The organism is Streptomyces sp. NPDC093109 (assembly GCF_040701725.1).
Lineage (GTDB): Bacteria > Actinomycetota > Actinomycetes > Streptomycetales > Streptomycetaceae > Streptomyces.
This window is the reverse complement of sequence record NZ_JBFBEZ010000001.1, coordinates 328,022-341,620: the sequence shown is the minus strand read 5'-3', so window position 1 is coordinate 341,620 and position 13,599 is coordinate 328,022. Positions and strand designations below refer to the sequence as shown.

The 13,599-nt window shown below is 70.9% G+C and carries 12 protein-coding genes; 1 reads left to right on the top strand and 11 read right to left on the bottom strand.

The features are described 5' to 3' along the window. Positions 1–37: 37 nt before the first annotated feature. From AB0389_RS01445 to AB0389_RS01410, 8 genes are all read right to left on the bottom strand, one after another. Positions 38–2,380, bottom strand: a complete 2,343-nt coding sequence (locus AB0389_RS01445) for a discoidin domain-containing protein (RefSeq protein ID WP_366393243.1) — start codon at positions 2,378–2,380, stop codon at positions 38–40. After that, on the bottom strand, positions 2,377–3,477 hold the full coding sequence (locus AB0389_RS01440; protein ID WP_366393242.1) for a hypothetical protein: 1,101 nt from the start codon (positions 3,475–3,477) through the stop codon (positions 2,377–2,379). Before AB0389_RS01440 ends, AB0389_RS01445 begins: the two co-directional genes overlap by 4 nt. After that, positions 3,474–4,919, bottom strand: a complete 1,446-nt coding sequence (locus AB0389_RS01435) for an alpha-L-fucosidase (RefSeq protein ID WP_366393241.1) — start codon at positions 4,917–4,919, stop codon at positions 3,474–3,476. Before AB0389_RS01435 ends, AB0389_RS01440 begins: the two co-directional genes overlap by 4 nt. Continuing rightward, complete coding sequence (locus AB0389_RS01430; RefSeq protein WP_366393240.1) at positions 4,916–5,095, bottom strand: hypothetical protein; 180 nt, start codon at positions 5,093–5,095, stop codon at positions 4,916–4,918. The genes AB0389_RS01435 and AB0389_RS01430 overlap by 4 nt, the downstream gene beginning before the upstream one ends. Positions 5,096–5,152: 57 nt before the next feature. Continuing rightward, on the bottom strand, positions 5,153–6,061 hold the full coding sequence (locus AB0389_RS01425) for a carbohydrate ABC transporter permease (RefSeq protein WP_366393239.1): 909 nt from the start codon (positions 6,059–6,061) through the stop codon (positions 5,153–5,155). Positions 6,062–6,072: 11 nt separating this feature from the next. Then, the gene (locus AB0389_RS01420) at positions 6,073–7,056 is read right to left on the bottom strand and encodes a sugar ABC transporter permease (RefSeq protein WP_366393238.1); all 984 of its coding nucleotides are present in this window, start codon (positions 7,054–7,056) and stop codon (positions 6,073–6,075) included. Between the two features lie 50 nt (positions 7,057–7,106). Beyond that, positions 7,107–8,429 (bottom strand): carbohydrate ABC transporter substrate-binding protein, encoded by a 1,323-nt coding sequence (locus AB0389_RS01415; RefSeq protein WP_366393237.1) that lies wholly within the window; start codon positions 8,427–8,429, stop codon positions 7,107–7,109. Between the two features lie 115 nt (positions 8,430–8,544). After that, a complete protein-coding gene (locus tag AB0389_RS01410; protein WP_366393236.1) occupies positions 8,545–9,564 on the bottom strand; it encodes a LacI family DNA-binding transcriptional regulator in 1,020 nt (339 codons plus the stop codon). 90 nt (positions 9,565–9,654) lie between these two features. On the opposite strand from AB0389_RS01410, the gene AB0389_RS01405 reads away from it, so the two are divergent. After that, positions 9,655–11,505: a glycoside hydrolase family 35 protein gene (locus AB0389_RS01405; protein ID WP_366393235.1), complete on the top strand. Its 1,851-nt coding sequence runs from the start codon at positions 9,655–9,657 to the stop codon at positions 11,503–11,505. A 29-nt stretch (positions 11,506–11,534) separates the two neighbouring features. Here AB0389_RS01405 and AB0389_RS01400 read toward each other — a convergent pair whose 3' ends face one another. From AB0389_RS01400 to AB0389_RS01390, 3 genes are all read right to left on the bottom strand, one after another. Then, positions 11,535–12,089 carry a hypothetical protein gene (locus AB0389_RS01400; RefSeq protein ID WP_366393234.1) on the bottom strand — a complete coding sequence of 185 codons (555 nt, stop codon included), beginning with the start codon at positions 12,087–12,089 and terminating at the stop codon, positions 11,535–11,537. 146 nt (positions 12,090–12,235) lie between these two features. Beyond that, positions 12,236–12,652 carry a hypothetical protein gene (locus AB0389_RS01395; RefSeq protein ID WP_366393233.1) on the bottom strand — a complete coding sequence of 139 codons (417 nt, stop codon included), beginning with the start codon at positions 12,650–12,652 and terminating at the stop codon, positions 12,236–12,238. A 128-nt stretch (positions 12,653–12,780) separates the two neighbouring features. After that, positions 12,781–13,560: an isoprenyl transferase gene (locus AB0389_RS01390; protein WP_366393232.1), complete on the bottom strand. Its 780-nt coding sequence runs from the start codon at positions 13,558–13,560 to the stop codon at positions 12,781–12,783. Positions 13,561–13,599 lie beyond the last annotated feature (39 nt).

Here is a 13,599-nt window from a genome sequence, read left to right as displayed (position 1 = left end):
AGGAGTGGGCGAACAGGCGGATACGTTCCGGTTCCGGTCAGGTCCCGGTGCGGTAGACCGCGATTCCGGTCATCGTCGGTGTGTAGCGCTCCGTCGCGATCTTCCCGGTGAGCGCCAGCCGGAGCCGGGAGGACGTCACACTGCCGAATCCGGTCACGGTGAGGTCGTGCCCGATACCGGTGTCGCGGCTCGCGAAGGTCACCCAGTGGCCGGATCCGGCGTCCCACCGCTGGAGTTCGAAGGTACGCACGCGCGGGTTGGTGCCGGAGTCGGTGTACTCGTCCAGGTAGACCTCGTCGAAGGTGGTGTCCGCGCCGAAGCCGATGTCGAGGGTGATCGGGTAGACCGCGTCGTCGGCCGCGGCCCAGCGGGTCGCGGGGTCGCCGTCGGTCAGTTTCTCCGCGCCGAGTGTGCCGTTCGCGCCGGGGTGGGTGGAGCTGGCGGTGACCGGTCTGCCGCGTGCGAGGTCGACCCGGCTGTCCGTCTCGTCCTCGACGGGGTCGTTGTCGACCGGGTCGGTGACGCGCGGGCCGGTCCGCGCCTCGGCGATACCGATGTCCGGTGCGTCGCCGTAGTAGAGCTGCGTGCCGAGGAAGTCCTCGGTGCCCAGATGCGGGTTGTACCGGCCGGCGTCGATGAGCGGCGAGTCCGGTCGCGGCGCGAAGTGCGCCGCCGCGTCCCGGATCCGGTCCACGCCCGCCCCGGTGACGTACGCGGCGGGGTCCCCGGTGAACCGCGGATCGGCCCGCAGCCCCCTCGGGTCGGCCGGTTCCTGAGCGGAGTGGACGCCGCCGGCCTCGTAGTAGTCGTTGTTCGAGAACACGGCCTGGCGCAGGGCGCCGGTGCGCCGGTACCACGGGGTGGGAGTCGTCGTCGAGGTGTTGTAGAAGATGTTGTTGAGGAAGTAGACGCGGCTCAGGAACGTCTCGTCGTGGACGGTGTCGAGTTCCGCGCCGTCGTAGACGAAGGTGTTGTTCGTGAAGTAGGTCGGTGAGTAGTTGGTCGACAGCATGTTCTTCACGAGCACACCGTTGTCGTTGACGCTCAGGTTGTAGCGGGCGATCGAGTTGTGGCTGTTGCCCATGTAGGCCATCCAGCCCGCCGCGTTGTCGTGCGAGTAGTTGAACTGGTAGGTGACGTTGAAGTTCGTGTACTCCAGGTCCCACGGGGTGCCGTCGTACTCGTCGCTCGGGCCGCCGTAGACCTCGTTGTACTGCATGACCGAGTCGGCGCCGGCCCACAGATAGAGCGCGCAGGAGACCCCGTCGTACCGCTCCAGGAACCCGTTCACCTCGTTGTACTCGACCGTCATGTTCTTGGTGTTGGCGAGCTGGATCGCGCCCTGGCCGGTGCTCTTGGCGTAGTTGTGGCCGATGTAGACGTCACGGCTGTACAGGTCGCGGGTGCGTACCCACAGCTGTTCCCAGCCCTCGTGGAACTTTCCGCTCTCGTCGTACTGGCCCGCGCTGGTGCCGTCGGCGCCGAACCAGTTGAACGCGAACTGGATGGCGTGGAGTTCGACGTTCTCGAAGGTGTTGTTCTCGATCCGGACGTCCTTGAAGTAGTAGCCGCCCGTTCCGTACTCCTTGTAGCTCCGGCTGCCGAAGACCTGGAAGTTGACACCTCCGTAGTGGATGCGCTGCCACTGGCTCGGGCCGTCGATGTGGTGGACGTACACCTCCGATATGCGGAAGTGGTCCATGACGCTGTCCTCGCCGTCCTTGAGGAGGTCGGCGTTGACCGAGACCGCGATGCCGTCGCGGACGACGGACCCCGTGGTGATGTCGGTCGCGAAGTCGTTGTCGTTGGACAGCTCCACGTTGTCGATGTGCCAGTACTGCTGGTTGCGCAGCACGATGGCGCCGGTGAGCCCGACGGTGGCGGGGTTCTTCGTGCCGTTCGCCTGGAACGGGCTGGGGACCTTACCGTTCGTCGCGATGTACGGCCGCCGGGCGCCCGGGTCGCCGTACGCCGAGATGGTGACCGGCCGGCCCGCGCTGCCCGAGCCCTTCGGCCACAGCTGCTCGTCCTGCCACTGCTCACCGGCCTTGAGCAGGATCCGGTCGCCGGGCCCGAACGTGGTCGCGTTCGCCTTGGCCAGGGTGCGCCAGGCCGCTCCGCGAGAAGTCCCGACAGCGTTGTCACTGCCCTGCGTGGCGTCGATGAAGTAGTCCGTGCCACCGGTCGTGTTCGGTGTGTCGCCCGGCCAGGACGCGCGTGCGGCGGCGGGTACGGGAGCGCGCTCCGCGGCCCCGGCGGCATGCGCGGCGGGCACGAGCGGTCCCACGAGCAGCGCGGCGAGCAGAGTGGTGAGTACGGGGGCGAGGCGCGCGCGGAGCGCCCGCGCCGAGAACCGCGCTGGGGTGTCGACAGGTCTCATCGCTGCACATCCTCTGCGTTGATGGCGTCCACCGCCGCGGTGTCGACTTCGGTCGTGCTCGCGTCGACCCGGCGCTGGAGGAACTGGGTGAACTTCTTCTCGACGAGCGACTGCCTGATCCGCCGCGCGTAGTCGGCGAACGCCTTCTCCTCGTCGACTTCCTTGCCGTCGAGTTCGTAGTAGGTGATGTGGCCGGTGCCCGTGACGGGGGCGGAGATCCGGCCCGGCGCGAGGGTGCCGAGCACCGCCATGAGGTCCTGGTCGTGCGCGTTCAGCCCGGTGGTGCCACCGCCGTCGTACGTGCCGGAGCTCAGCTCGGCTCCGGACTCCCCGGTGACGGCGGCGAGATGCCCGGCGGCCGTTACCCGGCGGTGCAGCCGGGCCGCGCCGTCGGGGGAGGCGCCGTCGGCCACCGGCACGACGAGCCGTGTGTACCGGTAGGTGGTTGCGTTGGCGCTCCAGGAGGCGCGGTCGCTGTCGAACGCGCGCCGGACTTCGGCGTCGGTGACCCGCAGCGGGCCGTCCGCGTCCGCGCCGAGCCGCTTCTTGAGGGTCGTGGTCAGCTCGGTGAGCCGGTGGGTGTAGAACTCCTCGGCGGTGAACTCGGCGACGCCGTAGACGGTGCGGCCCGCGGCGATCGCCTCGGCACGGGACGCGTTCTCCCGCGCCAGCGCGGTGAGGAAGTCCGCGTGGTCCACGGAGCCGACGAGCCCCTGCTCCTTCGCGAGGACGAGTGCGGCCCTGTCCCGCCGGATCTCGTCGAGGGCACGGGACGTGAGCCGCTGGAGCGCGGTCCTGTCGCCGGCCCGCGCGTTCCAGTCGGTGGTGCCTCGCAGGTGGTACGTGCCGCGCAGCTCGTTCTGGACGGCCGGCGCGAGCCGCCGCATGTGGAAGAGGAGTTCGTCGCGGGTCACCGGATGCCCGTCGACGGCGGCGACCTTCTCGTCGATGCGGTCGCCCGTGTCCACCACACCGGTGACCACCACCGCGGTGATCACCACGGCGGCGACCGCCAGGAACACACCGGCGAGCAGTGCGACGGCCCGGCCCACCGGCCTCCGCCCGGGCGGGACACCGCGCCGGAGAGCGCTCTTCACGAGGCCGTCCCGATCGCGGCCATCCGGGCGAGGACGGGCGTGTCCCGGGCCAGGGTGACCTCGGCCCGTACGGTGTCGACCTCGGCCGGCGGGAAGGTCAGGACGCGCTGGTGGCCCACCGCGTTGGCCTCGGCGAGCGTGGTCCACCGGCCGTCCAGGCGGCCCCGGACCACGACGTGCTCGACGCGCTGGCCCCACGCGATGTCCTCGCCCAGGACGACCGCCTCGACCTGGCGGGGTCCCGCGAACGCGAGGGTCACGGCGGGCAGCGGATCCGTGTCGTCCGGCCGCCACGGTGTGCGCCCCCGGCCGGGCCACGCGGTCGCGATGTCGCCCGGGGCGCCGGACGAGACCGTCGCCGTCGCCGCGATCCGCCGCGCCCGGAAGTCCTCGATACGCCGCCCGAGCCCCTCCAGCACCGCGACATCGGTCGCGTGGATACGCCCGTCCCTGGCCGGGGGGACATTGAGCAGGAAGCAGGAGTTGCCGCCGACGGCCCGCAGATAGACGGCGAACAGCTCGTCCACGGAGCGGACCGCGCCGTCCTCGGCCGGGTGGTGGAACCAGCCGGGCCTGATGGAGGTGTTGACCTCCGCCGGATACCAGACCGGATCGGCCCCCTGCCCGGCCCCCTGCCCGGCCCCCTGTCCGGCCAGCGCGGCGCGGCTGCCGAGATCGCGGTCGTCGCTGCGGACGAGCCGGGCGAAGGCGCCGTCGTCCGCCCGCTGCGAGCGGTCCGCGGTCCGCTCGGCGTCCCGCAGCGCGCCCGGCACCACGCTCCACTCGTCGGGGCGGGTCTCCCCGGCCTCGTTTCCGCACCAGCGGACGTCCGGCCCGCACACGGCGATGACCGCGTCCGGTTGCAGCGCGCGCACCACCGCGTAGTACCGCTCCCAGTCGTAGACCTGGCGCTTGCCGTTCGGCCCCTCGCCGTTCGCGCCGTCCAGCCATACGGAGAACAGCGGTCCGTACCGGGTCAGGACCTCGGTGAGCTGGGCGACGTAGAAGTCGTCGTAGGCGGTCCCGGAACCGTAGGACGCCTCGGTACGGTCCCACGGGGAGAGATAGACGCCGAACCGCAGGCCGTGCCGCCGTGCCGCGTCGGCGACCTCCGCGACCACATCGCCCCGGCCGCCCCGCCACGGCGAGGCGGCGACCGTACAGTCCGTGGCATCGCTCGGCCACAGACAGAACCCGTCGTGATGCTTGCAGGTGAGGATCACACCGGTCATCCCGGCGCTCTTCAGGGCCAGGACCCACTGGTCGGCGTCGAGGGCGGCCGGGTCGAAGGCGGCCGGATCGTCGTGGCCCTCGCCCCACTCCCGGTCCGTCATCGTGTTCATACCGAAGTGGATGAACCCGTAGAACTCCATCTCCTGCCAGGCGAGTTGACGCCCGCTCGGCCGGACCGCCGCCAGCTTCCTCCCGTACTCGTCGGTCACCGGAACCTCCGGTTGTACGCGGCGAGCAGGGCCAGCAGCCCGGCCAGTCCCGCGGCCATCACCAGGAGGTGTCCCCACCCGACCGTGGTGCGCGCGGTGACGACGAGCGCGAGGCAGAGTGCCGCGAGGACCGTACGGGCGGCGATGCGTAACGCGGTGTGTGTCGATTCCTTCATGCCGGTGTGTCCTTCCACTGGTGCCGGAGCCTGTTCGGCCGGTGCGGTGGGGGCCGGTCAGCCCTTCACACCGCCGGATGCCATGCCCTCGATGAGCCGGCGCTGGATGACGACGTAGACGATGAGTACGGGAACGATGACGATGACCATGCCGGCGTACAGGCGCCCGTAGTCGGCCGCCGCCTTCTGCGCGGTGAACAGGTTGAGCAGTCCGACCTGCAGTGTCTTGCCCTCGCCCGGGAGCAGGGTGAGCGAGATGATGAAGTCGTTCCAGTAGGCGAGGAAGTTGAAGAGGATCACGGTGGTGACCGCGGGACGCGCCATCGGAAGCATGATGGCGGTCATGATCCGGAAGCGGGAGGCCCCGTCCACCGCGGCGGCCTCCTCGTACTCGACCGGTATCGACCGGAAGTAGGCGGTGAGGAGATAGACGGTGAACGGGATCGACGTGGCCGCGTAGACGAGCGACAGGACCGCCGGGTTGTCGATGAAGAACCCGCCGGGAAGGACATCGAGGAGCGAGCGGTCCCAGCCGACGAGCATGAGGAAGATCGGGACGACGATGTAGTTGACGTTGACGAAGAGCCCGCCCAGGAGCGCGATCTCCACCAGGCGCCGGCCGCGGAACGCGTACCGGGCGATGACATACGCCGCCGGCACGGAGACCGCCAGGACGAACACCAGCCCCAGCGCCGTGACCAGCACCGACGTCAGGAAGTACTGCCCCAGGTGCGCCGAGACGAACGCGTCGGCGTAGTTGCTGACATGGAGGCCCTCAGGCAGCGTCCAGGGGCTCCCGAAGAACTCGCTCTTCCGCTTGAGCGAAGCGAGCAGCACCCAGCCGACCGGCACCACAACGGCCAGCGAGAGGGCGACGACAAGGACATGGGTGAGCACACGCCCGGCACCCGGCCGGGGAGCGCGCGGACGGGCGGTGTGCGATCGGGACGGACCGAGCAGGGTCATGGTGCCTGTCCTCAGAACTGGAGGGGCTCGCGCCGCGTCGCCCGGCTCACCAGCAGCGACACGAGGAACGAGAACGTGAAGATGACGACACCGATGGCCATGCCGTAGCCGTACGACGAGTTCGTGTACGCCTGCTTGTACATGTAGCTCAGCAGTACCTCCGAGGAGCCGTCGGGCCCGCCGCCCGTCATCGCGCGGACGAGGACGAAGCTGAGGTTGACGGCGCTCATGATGAAGAACGTCAGTGTGGTGCGCAGGCTCTGCCAGATGAGCGGCAGCGTGATGGCGAAGAACTGCCGGGCGGGGGAGGCGCCGTCGAGCGCGCTCGCCTCGTACAGCTCCTCCGGGACGCTCGACATGCCCGCCATGTAGAGGACCATGTAGTAGCCGAGCGACTGCCAGACCATCGCGACCGCGACGGAGTAGAGCACGATCTTCTGGTCGCCGAGCCAGACCCGCTGGAGACCGTCGAGGGACAGCAGCCGCAGTGTGCCGTTGAGCAGACCGTTCTCCTGGTCGTACACGGCGGAGAAGATCGCCGCGATCACGACCACCGAGAGCACGTTGGGGATGTAGAGGAGGAACCGGTACAGGTTCCGCCCGCGCAGCCGCTGCCGCGTCATGATCGCGGCGAGGAACAGGCCCATACCCATGGTCACGACGCTCACCACGACCAGGAGCGCGACCGTGTTCTGGAACGCGCGCACGAACTGCCGGTCGTCGAGGAGACGGGTGAAGTTGTCGAGCCCCACGAATCGCATGTCCGGGGAGAACCCGCTCCAGGTGTAGAGCGACATCCGGAACACGTTCACGGTCGGTACGACCATGAACACCGCGAAGAGCACGAGTGCGGGAAGCAGGCAGGCGAGTACGAAGCGGCCACTGCCGCGCCGCCGGGCCGGGGTTCCGGCTCCGCGCAGCGAACTACCTCTGGGCGGAGCGGTGTTGGAGGTGTGGTTCGTCGAGCCTGGGGGTGTGGTGGAGAGCGTCGTCACCGTACCGGTCCTTGGGTCGTACGAGGCGGTCCTGGGGGAGCGCGGCGGTCTCAGCCGCCCGACCGGCGCAGTTTCTCGCTGGCGTCGTTCAGCGCGGCCTGCCACTTCTCCTCGGTGGTGTCGCCGCTGATGATGCTGTTGGCGGTGTCGAAGAGTGTGGCCTTGATGTCGACGCCCTCGACGGGCGCGGTGCTCGCGAACCCGCCGACGAGCGCGGAGACCGACGGGTCCTCGTACACCTGGTAGAACTCGGCGTTCTGGGGCGACAGGGCGCTCGTGACGGACTCGACGGGCTGGATCGCGTTCGACTCGGCGAAGATCTTCGCCGCCTCGTCGGAGTACAGATAGGTGATGAAGTCCTTCGCCGCGTCCTTCTCCTTCGCGGCGCTGGGAACCCAGACCGACTCGACCGACGTCGTGATGTAACGCTCCCCGCCCGGAGTGACCGCCGGGAGGGGCGTCAGGCCCCACTCGAAGCCTTCCGCACGCGGAGCCTCGGCCATCTCGCCGACGATCCAGGTGCCGTTCGGCATGAACAGCGCCTTGTTGTCGAGGATCAGCTGCTGGTTCTTGGTGAAGTCCTGCTCGTTGGCGTACCCGACGGTGGCCGGCGCGGCGTAACCCAGCAGCCGGGTGGTGATGTCGAGAGCCTGGCGCGCCTTCGCCGACTTCCAGACGTCCTGCTTGTACGTCATGACGTCGGTGTGGAACTCCTCCCCGCCGATACCGGCGAGGAGCGCGAAGAAGTACGAGTCGAGGTACCCGGCGGTCGGGTAGGTGAAGAGCGGGATGCCCTGCCGCTTCGCCGTGTCGCCGAGCGCGAACATCTCGTCCCAGGTGGCCGGTGTCCGCCAGCCCTTCTCCTTGAACAGGCCCTTGTTGTAGAAGAGCCCGGTCGGCGCGTAGTACATCGGCATCAGATACGTCTGATCCGTGCCGTAGGGGTTGGTGTTGAGATTGCCGACGATGCCCTTGGTGAGCTTGTCGCCCACGGTCCTGTCCTCGCCGGGGATCTTCGCCTTGAGCACCGGGGTGAGGTCCTCCAGCGCCTTGTCCTTGACGAGGGTCTCGGTGAGGGCGGCCTTGCGGCCCTGGCCGAGCACCACGACGTCCGGATACCGCCCCGCCTTCATGTTCGGGGTGATCTCGTCCTCGATGCTCTTCGATATCTGCAACCGCACCTCGACCTCGGGGTGCGCCGCCTCGTACGCCTTGATGACCTGGGCGTACATGTCCCGGCCGTAACCGCCTTCGAGGGCGGCGACCTTGAGGGTCGTCCGGCCCGAGTCCGCGGTGCCCTCGCCGGCCGAGCAGCCGGCGAGCAGCCCGAGCACCGTGACCGCGGAGCCCGCGAGGGCGAGCGATCTCCTCATGGGGGAGTCCTTCCCATGCACAGGGGGTTGTTACGATGGCACCGATAACATGCGCGTTCACGATGGCATCGAACCCCACGCGGCGCAAGAGCCCCGGGAACGGCGTTTCGGTGGGTCACCGGGAGCGCGGCGGCGCCGTGGAGGCGCGCACCGACAGGGTCGGAGCGGCGTCCGGCCCGCCGGTGCCGATGTCGTCACCCCGCAGCAGCAGGGCCACGGCCGCCTCGCCGTAGCGGTAGAAGTCCTGCCGGACGGTCGTCAGCGGCGGCGAGCAGTAGGCCGCCAGGGCGATGTCGTCGACGCTCACGATGGACAGGTCCCCGGGCACCGAACGGCCGCGCTCGCGCAGCGCGCGGATCACCCCGAAGGCCATCTCGTCGCCGGCCACGAAGACCGCGGTCACCTCCGGGATCATCGCCAGGATCCGCCCCTGCCGGTACCCCGAGTCCGGCGACCAGTCGCCCTCCAGGGGCGGCGGCGCCTCGATCCCGGCCTCGGCCAGGCACTCCTGCCAGCCCTGCCGCCGCCGGCGCGCCTCGATCCACTCGTCGGGCCCCGAGATGTGCCAGACCTGACGGTGCCCCAGATCGAGCAGGTGCCGCGTGGCGACCCGGCCCGCCTCCCGCTGGTCGATGCCGAGCACCCGGGCGCCCGCAGTCCGCGAGCCGTCCAGGGTGACGGTCGGGATGTCGCGGGTGATGTCCTCCATCTTCCGGGTCACGGAGATGAGCGGCACGGCGATCACGAAGCCGTCCACGCCCTGGTCGGCGAGGCGGGACAGGGACTGCTCCATCAGTCCGACGTCCAGCGCGGCGATGGCCGCGATGCTCACCGCGTACCCGGCCGCACCGGCGGCAGCCTCGACACCGGCGGTCACCGCCGAGCGCGAGTAGTACCCGCCGGACGCCAGCAGGACGAGCCCGATGGTGCGGCTGCGCCCGGAGGAGAGCGCCCTGGCCGCGCTGTTGAACCGGTAGCCGACCTGCTCCACGGCGGCCAGCACGCGCTTGCGGGTCTCGGGATCGACGTTCGGCGACGCGCGCAGCGCCCGCGAGACGGTCTGCGCCGACACCCCGGCGGTCCTGGCCACATCGGCCATGCTCGGCTGCCTCGGCTTGGCGGTGCCCTCGGTCATGGCGCGCTCCTCTCCCGCGGCCGCGCGCGGCGTCCTCCGCCCGATCACGCGACCTTGTTACGTATGGCACCGATAACATACGCTCGCCGCGTGACTGAGTCGCCCGCGACACCCATCTCTCCGGCACCCACCACGACCGACGAGGCGATCGGAGCCGTCGGAACCGCCACCGCCGCGCTCACCTGGCGCGCGGGGCGGGTGTACCGGCACGGCGTCCCCCACCGCGTCCTGTCCGGGGCGCTGCACTACTTCCGCGTCCACCCCGGCCTCTGGCGGGACCGGATCCGCCGCCTCGCCGACCTCGGGCTCAACACGGTCGACACCTATGTGCCGTGGAACTTCCATCAGCCCCGCGAGGACATGGCGCCGCGCTTCGACGGCTGGCGGGACGTCGAGCGGTTCATCCGCACCGTGGGGGAGGAGGGTCTCGACGTCATCGTCAGGCCCGGACCCTACATCTGCGCGGAGTGGTCCAACGGCGGCCTGCCGAGCTGGCTCACCGGCCGGGACGTCGCGGTCCGCAGCTCGGACCCGGCGTTCACCTCGGCCGTCGGCCGCTGGTTCGACGAGCTGATCCCGCGCATCGCCGCACTCCAGGCCGCCGAGGGCGGTCCGGTCGTGGCGGTACAGGTGGAGAACGAGTTCGGCAGCTTCGGCGACGACCGCGCCTATCTGCGGTGGAACCGCCGGGCCCTGACCGCACGGGGAATCCGGGAACTGCTGTTCACCGCCGACGGACCCACCGAGCTGATGCTCGACGGCGGCACCCTGCCGGGGACCCTGACGGCCGTCACCCTGGGCTCCAAGCCCGACGCCGCCCGGCGGCTCCTCGCGGCCCGCCGCCCGGACGAGCCCTTCGTGGTCGCCGAGTTCTGGAACGGCTGGTTCGACCACTGGGGCGAGCCGCACCACGTCCGCGGAGTCGACAGCGCGGTCGGCACCCTGCGCGGCATCGTCGCCGACGGCGGCAGTGTGAGCATCTACATGGCACACGGCGGCACCAACTTCGGTCTGTGGGCGGGCGCCAACGAGAGCGAGGGCCGGCTGCAGCCCGTCGTCACCAGCTACGACTCCGACGCGCCGATAGCCGAGGACGGCAGCCTCACCGCCAAGTTCTTCGCGGTACGCGAGGCACTCGGCGCCCGCGGGCCGCTGCGGTCGCCCGCACGGCCGGAGACGCTCCCGCCCGCACGCGTGCCGCTCGTCCACCGCGCCGACCTGCTCGCGGGGCTGCGCGCCGTGCCCGCCCCGACCTCGACCGCCGCGCGCCCCGCCTCGTTCGAACAGCTCGGCCTCGACGCGGGAATGGTCCTGCACACCGCACACCCGCGTATCCCGGCGGGCGAGCACCGGCTGCTCCTCACCGACGTACGCGACCGGGCACTGGTCTTCCGCGACGGCACCCTCCTCGGCACCGCCGAACCGGGCTCCCCCGAACTCCCCCTGCACGGAACGGGCGATGCCGTACGGCTGGAGGTGCTGGCCGAGAACCTCGGCCGGGTGAACTACGGGCCCGGCATCGGAGCGCACAAGGGCCTGCTCGGCCCCGTCCTCGTCGACCGGCGCACCGTGCAGGGCTGGGACAGCACCCCGGTCGCGCTGCAGGAGTGGTCCGCCGCCGAACTGACCGCCGCGCTCGCCGCGGGCCCCGCGACCACACACACCGGATTCGCCGTCGCCACCCTGCGCGTCGACACCCCGGCGGACACCTTCCTCGCGCTGCCGGGATCGGGCCGCGGCCTGGTCTGGGTCAACGGGTTCCTGCTCGGCCGCTACTGGGAGATCGGGCCGCAGATCACGCTCTACTGCCCGGCACCGCTGCTGCGCCCCGGCGAGAACACCGTGACCGTCCTGGAACTGGAACGGCTGGGCCGGGAACTGGAGTTGCGGGACCGCCCCGAGCTGGGACCACCGCAGGAGTACGTCGAGGAGTTCGGCTGAGCGGACCACGCGCCCACGCGTGCCGGCGGTCAGCCCGTGAACCCCGCGTGGACATGGTCGTGGTGGGTGGCGTCGCTGAAGAACTGGCCCGCGCCGCCGCCCGTGAGCAGGACGGGACCGCCCACGTTGTACGAACCGGCCGCCGCCGCGTCGCGCATGAAGGTCTCCACCAGCCGTCGCGGGGTGGCCGGGTCCACGACCCGGTGGCCGTCGATCCGCCACACGTCGAAGGCCCGGCCGCGCGGATGGTCGCTGGGCCGGTCGGTGCCGAAGACGTCCAGCGGGTGACCGGAGCGGATCACACTCACGTCCATCCGGTACGTACCCGCCAGCCGGAGCAGCGCCCGCAGGACGCTCTCGTGGATGTGCCCGGCGCGGACATCGGCCGCTGCCGCGGGCGGCAGCGTGATCCGGCGCTCCGCCAGCACCTCGCGCGCGGCTGCGGGCAGCGACCTTACGGCTCCGCCAGGACTGGCCGGGTGCAGCGCGGTGACCTCCCAGCGGGGCCGCGCGCGGCGCAGCCGTACGTCGACGGTCGTGCCGCCCGCGTGCCCCGGGATCCACTGCCAGCAGACCACCAGCATACTAGGGCCTGTGTGGGGTTGTGATCTGGGCTCGCGGGGCGTGGCACGCACGCTCGCGGCGTTGCCGAAATGCCCTAGTAGCTCCGCTACGAGGGCCTCTCGGCGCCTTGCGATCGCACGCACCACGCCCCGCTCCCTGGGCCAGATCACAACCCCACACAGGCCCTAGCCGAGTCCGCCAGGATCCCCCCGTACTGGGCGTCGACCACCTGGAGCGCGGCCTCACCGGCGGCGGGCAGCAGCGCCCCCGCCGCGTCCACGAGGGACGGCGCCGCGCCCAGCGCGGCCACCCGCCGCTTCGCCGCCGCCGCGCCGCCCTGCCCGGCGGACCAGGCCCCGATGGCCTCCACCACCTGTACGGCCCGCAGTTTGACGTCGGGGCTCACATCGGCGCGGTCGGGCCGCCACGGGGTGGTCGTCGGCAGCGGTACGGGCGAACGCGTCGCGGCGACGGCGCGGGCGCCCGGCCCGGCCCCCGCCCGCGAACCCCCGGAACACCCGGCGGCGGCCCCCGCCACCAGCCCGCCGGCGCCCAGCAGCACCGCCCGTCTGCCGAACTCCATGGCCGTACCTCGTCCCCGGTCCCGGACCTGTCCCGGTCTCCTGTGCTCCAGGGTGCGGGACATCCGCTCGGGCCGCACGCCGCCGCGCACCGCCGCACGCCGCGCACGCCACACGCCGCCGCTCGGCGTCAGCGGCCGTAACGGCGCTCCCGGGCCGCGTACGAGCGAAGCGCCCGCAGCAGGTCGATCTGGCGGAAGGCCGGCCACAGGACCTCGACGAAGTGCACTTCGGCGTAGGCGCTCTGCCACAGCAGGAACCCGGACAGCCGCTGCTCACCCGAGGTACGGATGATGAAGTCCGTGTCATGGCCGGCCGGGGAGTACAGATGCTCGGAGATGTGCCGGGCCTCGAAGTTCTCCGCCAGCTCCATCGGGTCACCGCCCGCGCTGGTGTGTGTGTCGAACGCCGCCCTGACCGCGTCCACGATCTCCCGGCGACCGCCGTAGCCCACCGCGACATCCACCTTGAGACCGCCACGCCCCGCCGTCGCGGCGGCGGCGTCCTTCAGGACGCGCGCACTCTCCCCGGGCAGCAGATCGAGGGCGCCGATGATCTCTATCTCCCACGGCTCCGACGCCGCGCAGATGCTCTGGACGGTCTCCTCGATGATCTCGATCAGCGGGCCGAGCTCCGCCGGGGGCCGGTGGAGATTGTCGTCGGAGAGCATCCACAGCGTCACATGCTCGATCCCCGCCGCGGTGCACCAGCGCAGAAAGTCGGACGCCCTCGCCCCTCCCGCGCGGTAGCCCTCGCGGGGATCGTCGTGCCCGGCGCCCCGGGCCCAGCGCCGGTTGCCGTCGAGCATGATCCCGACATGCTTCGGCCGGGGCGCCCCTTCGAGCTTCCGGGCCAGGCGCCGTACGTACACCGCTTCCAGCGCCGATCGAATGGCCCCGAGAACCGCCACGCCTTCGTTCCTTTCCTCGCACCGCCAAAGCCGAGAGCG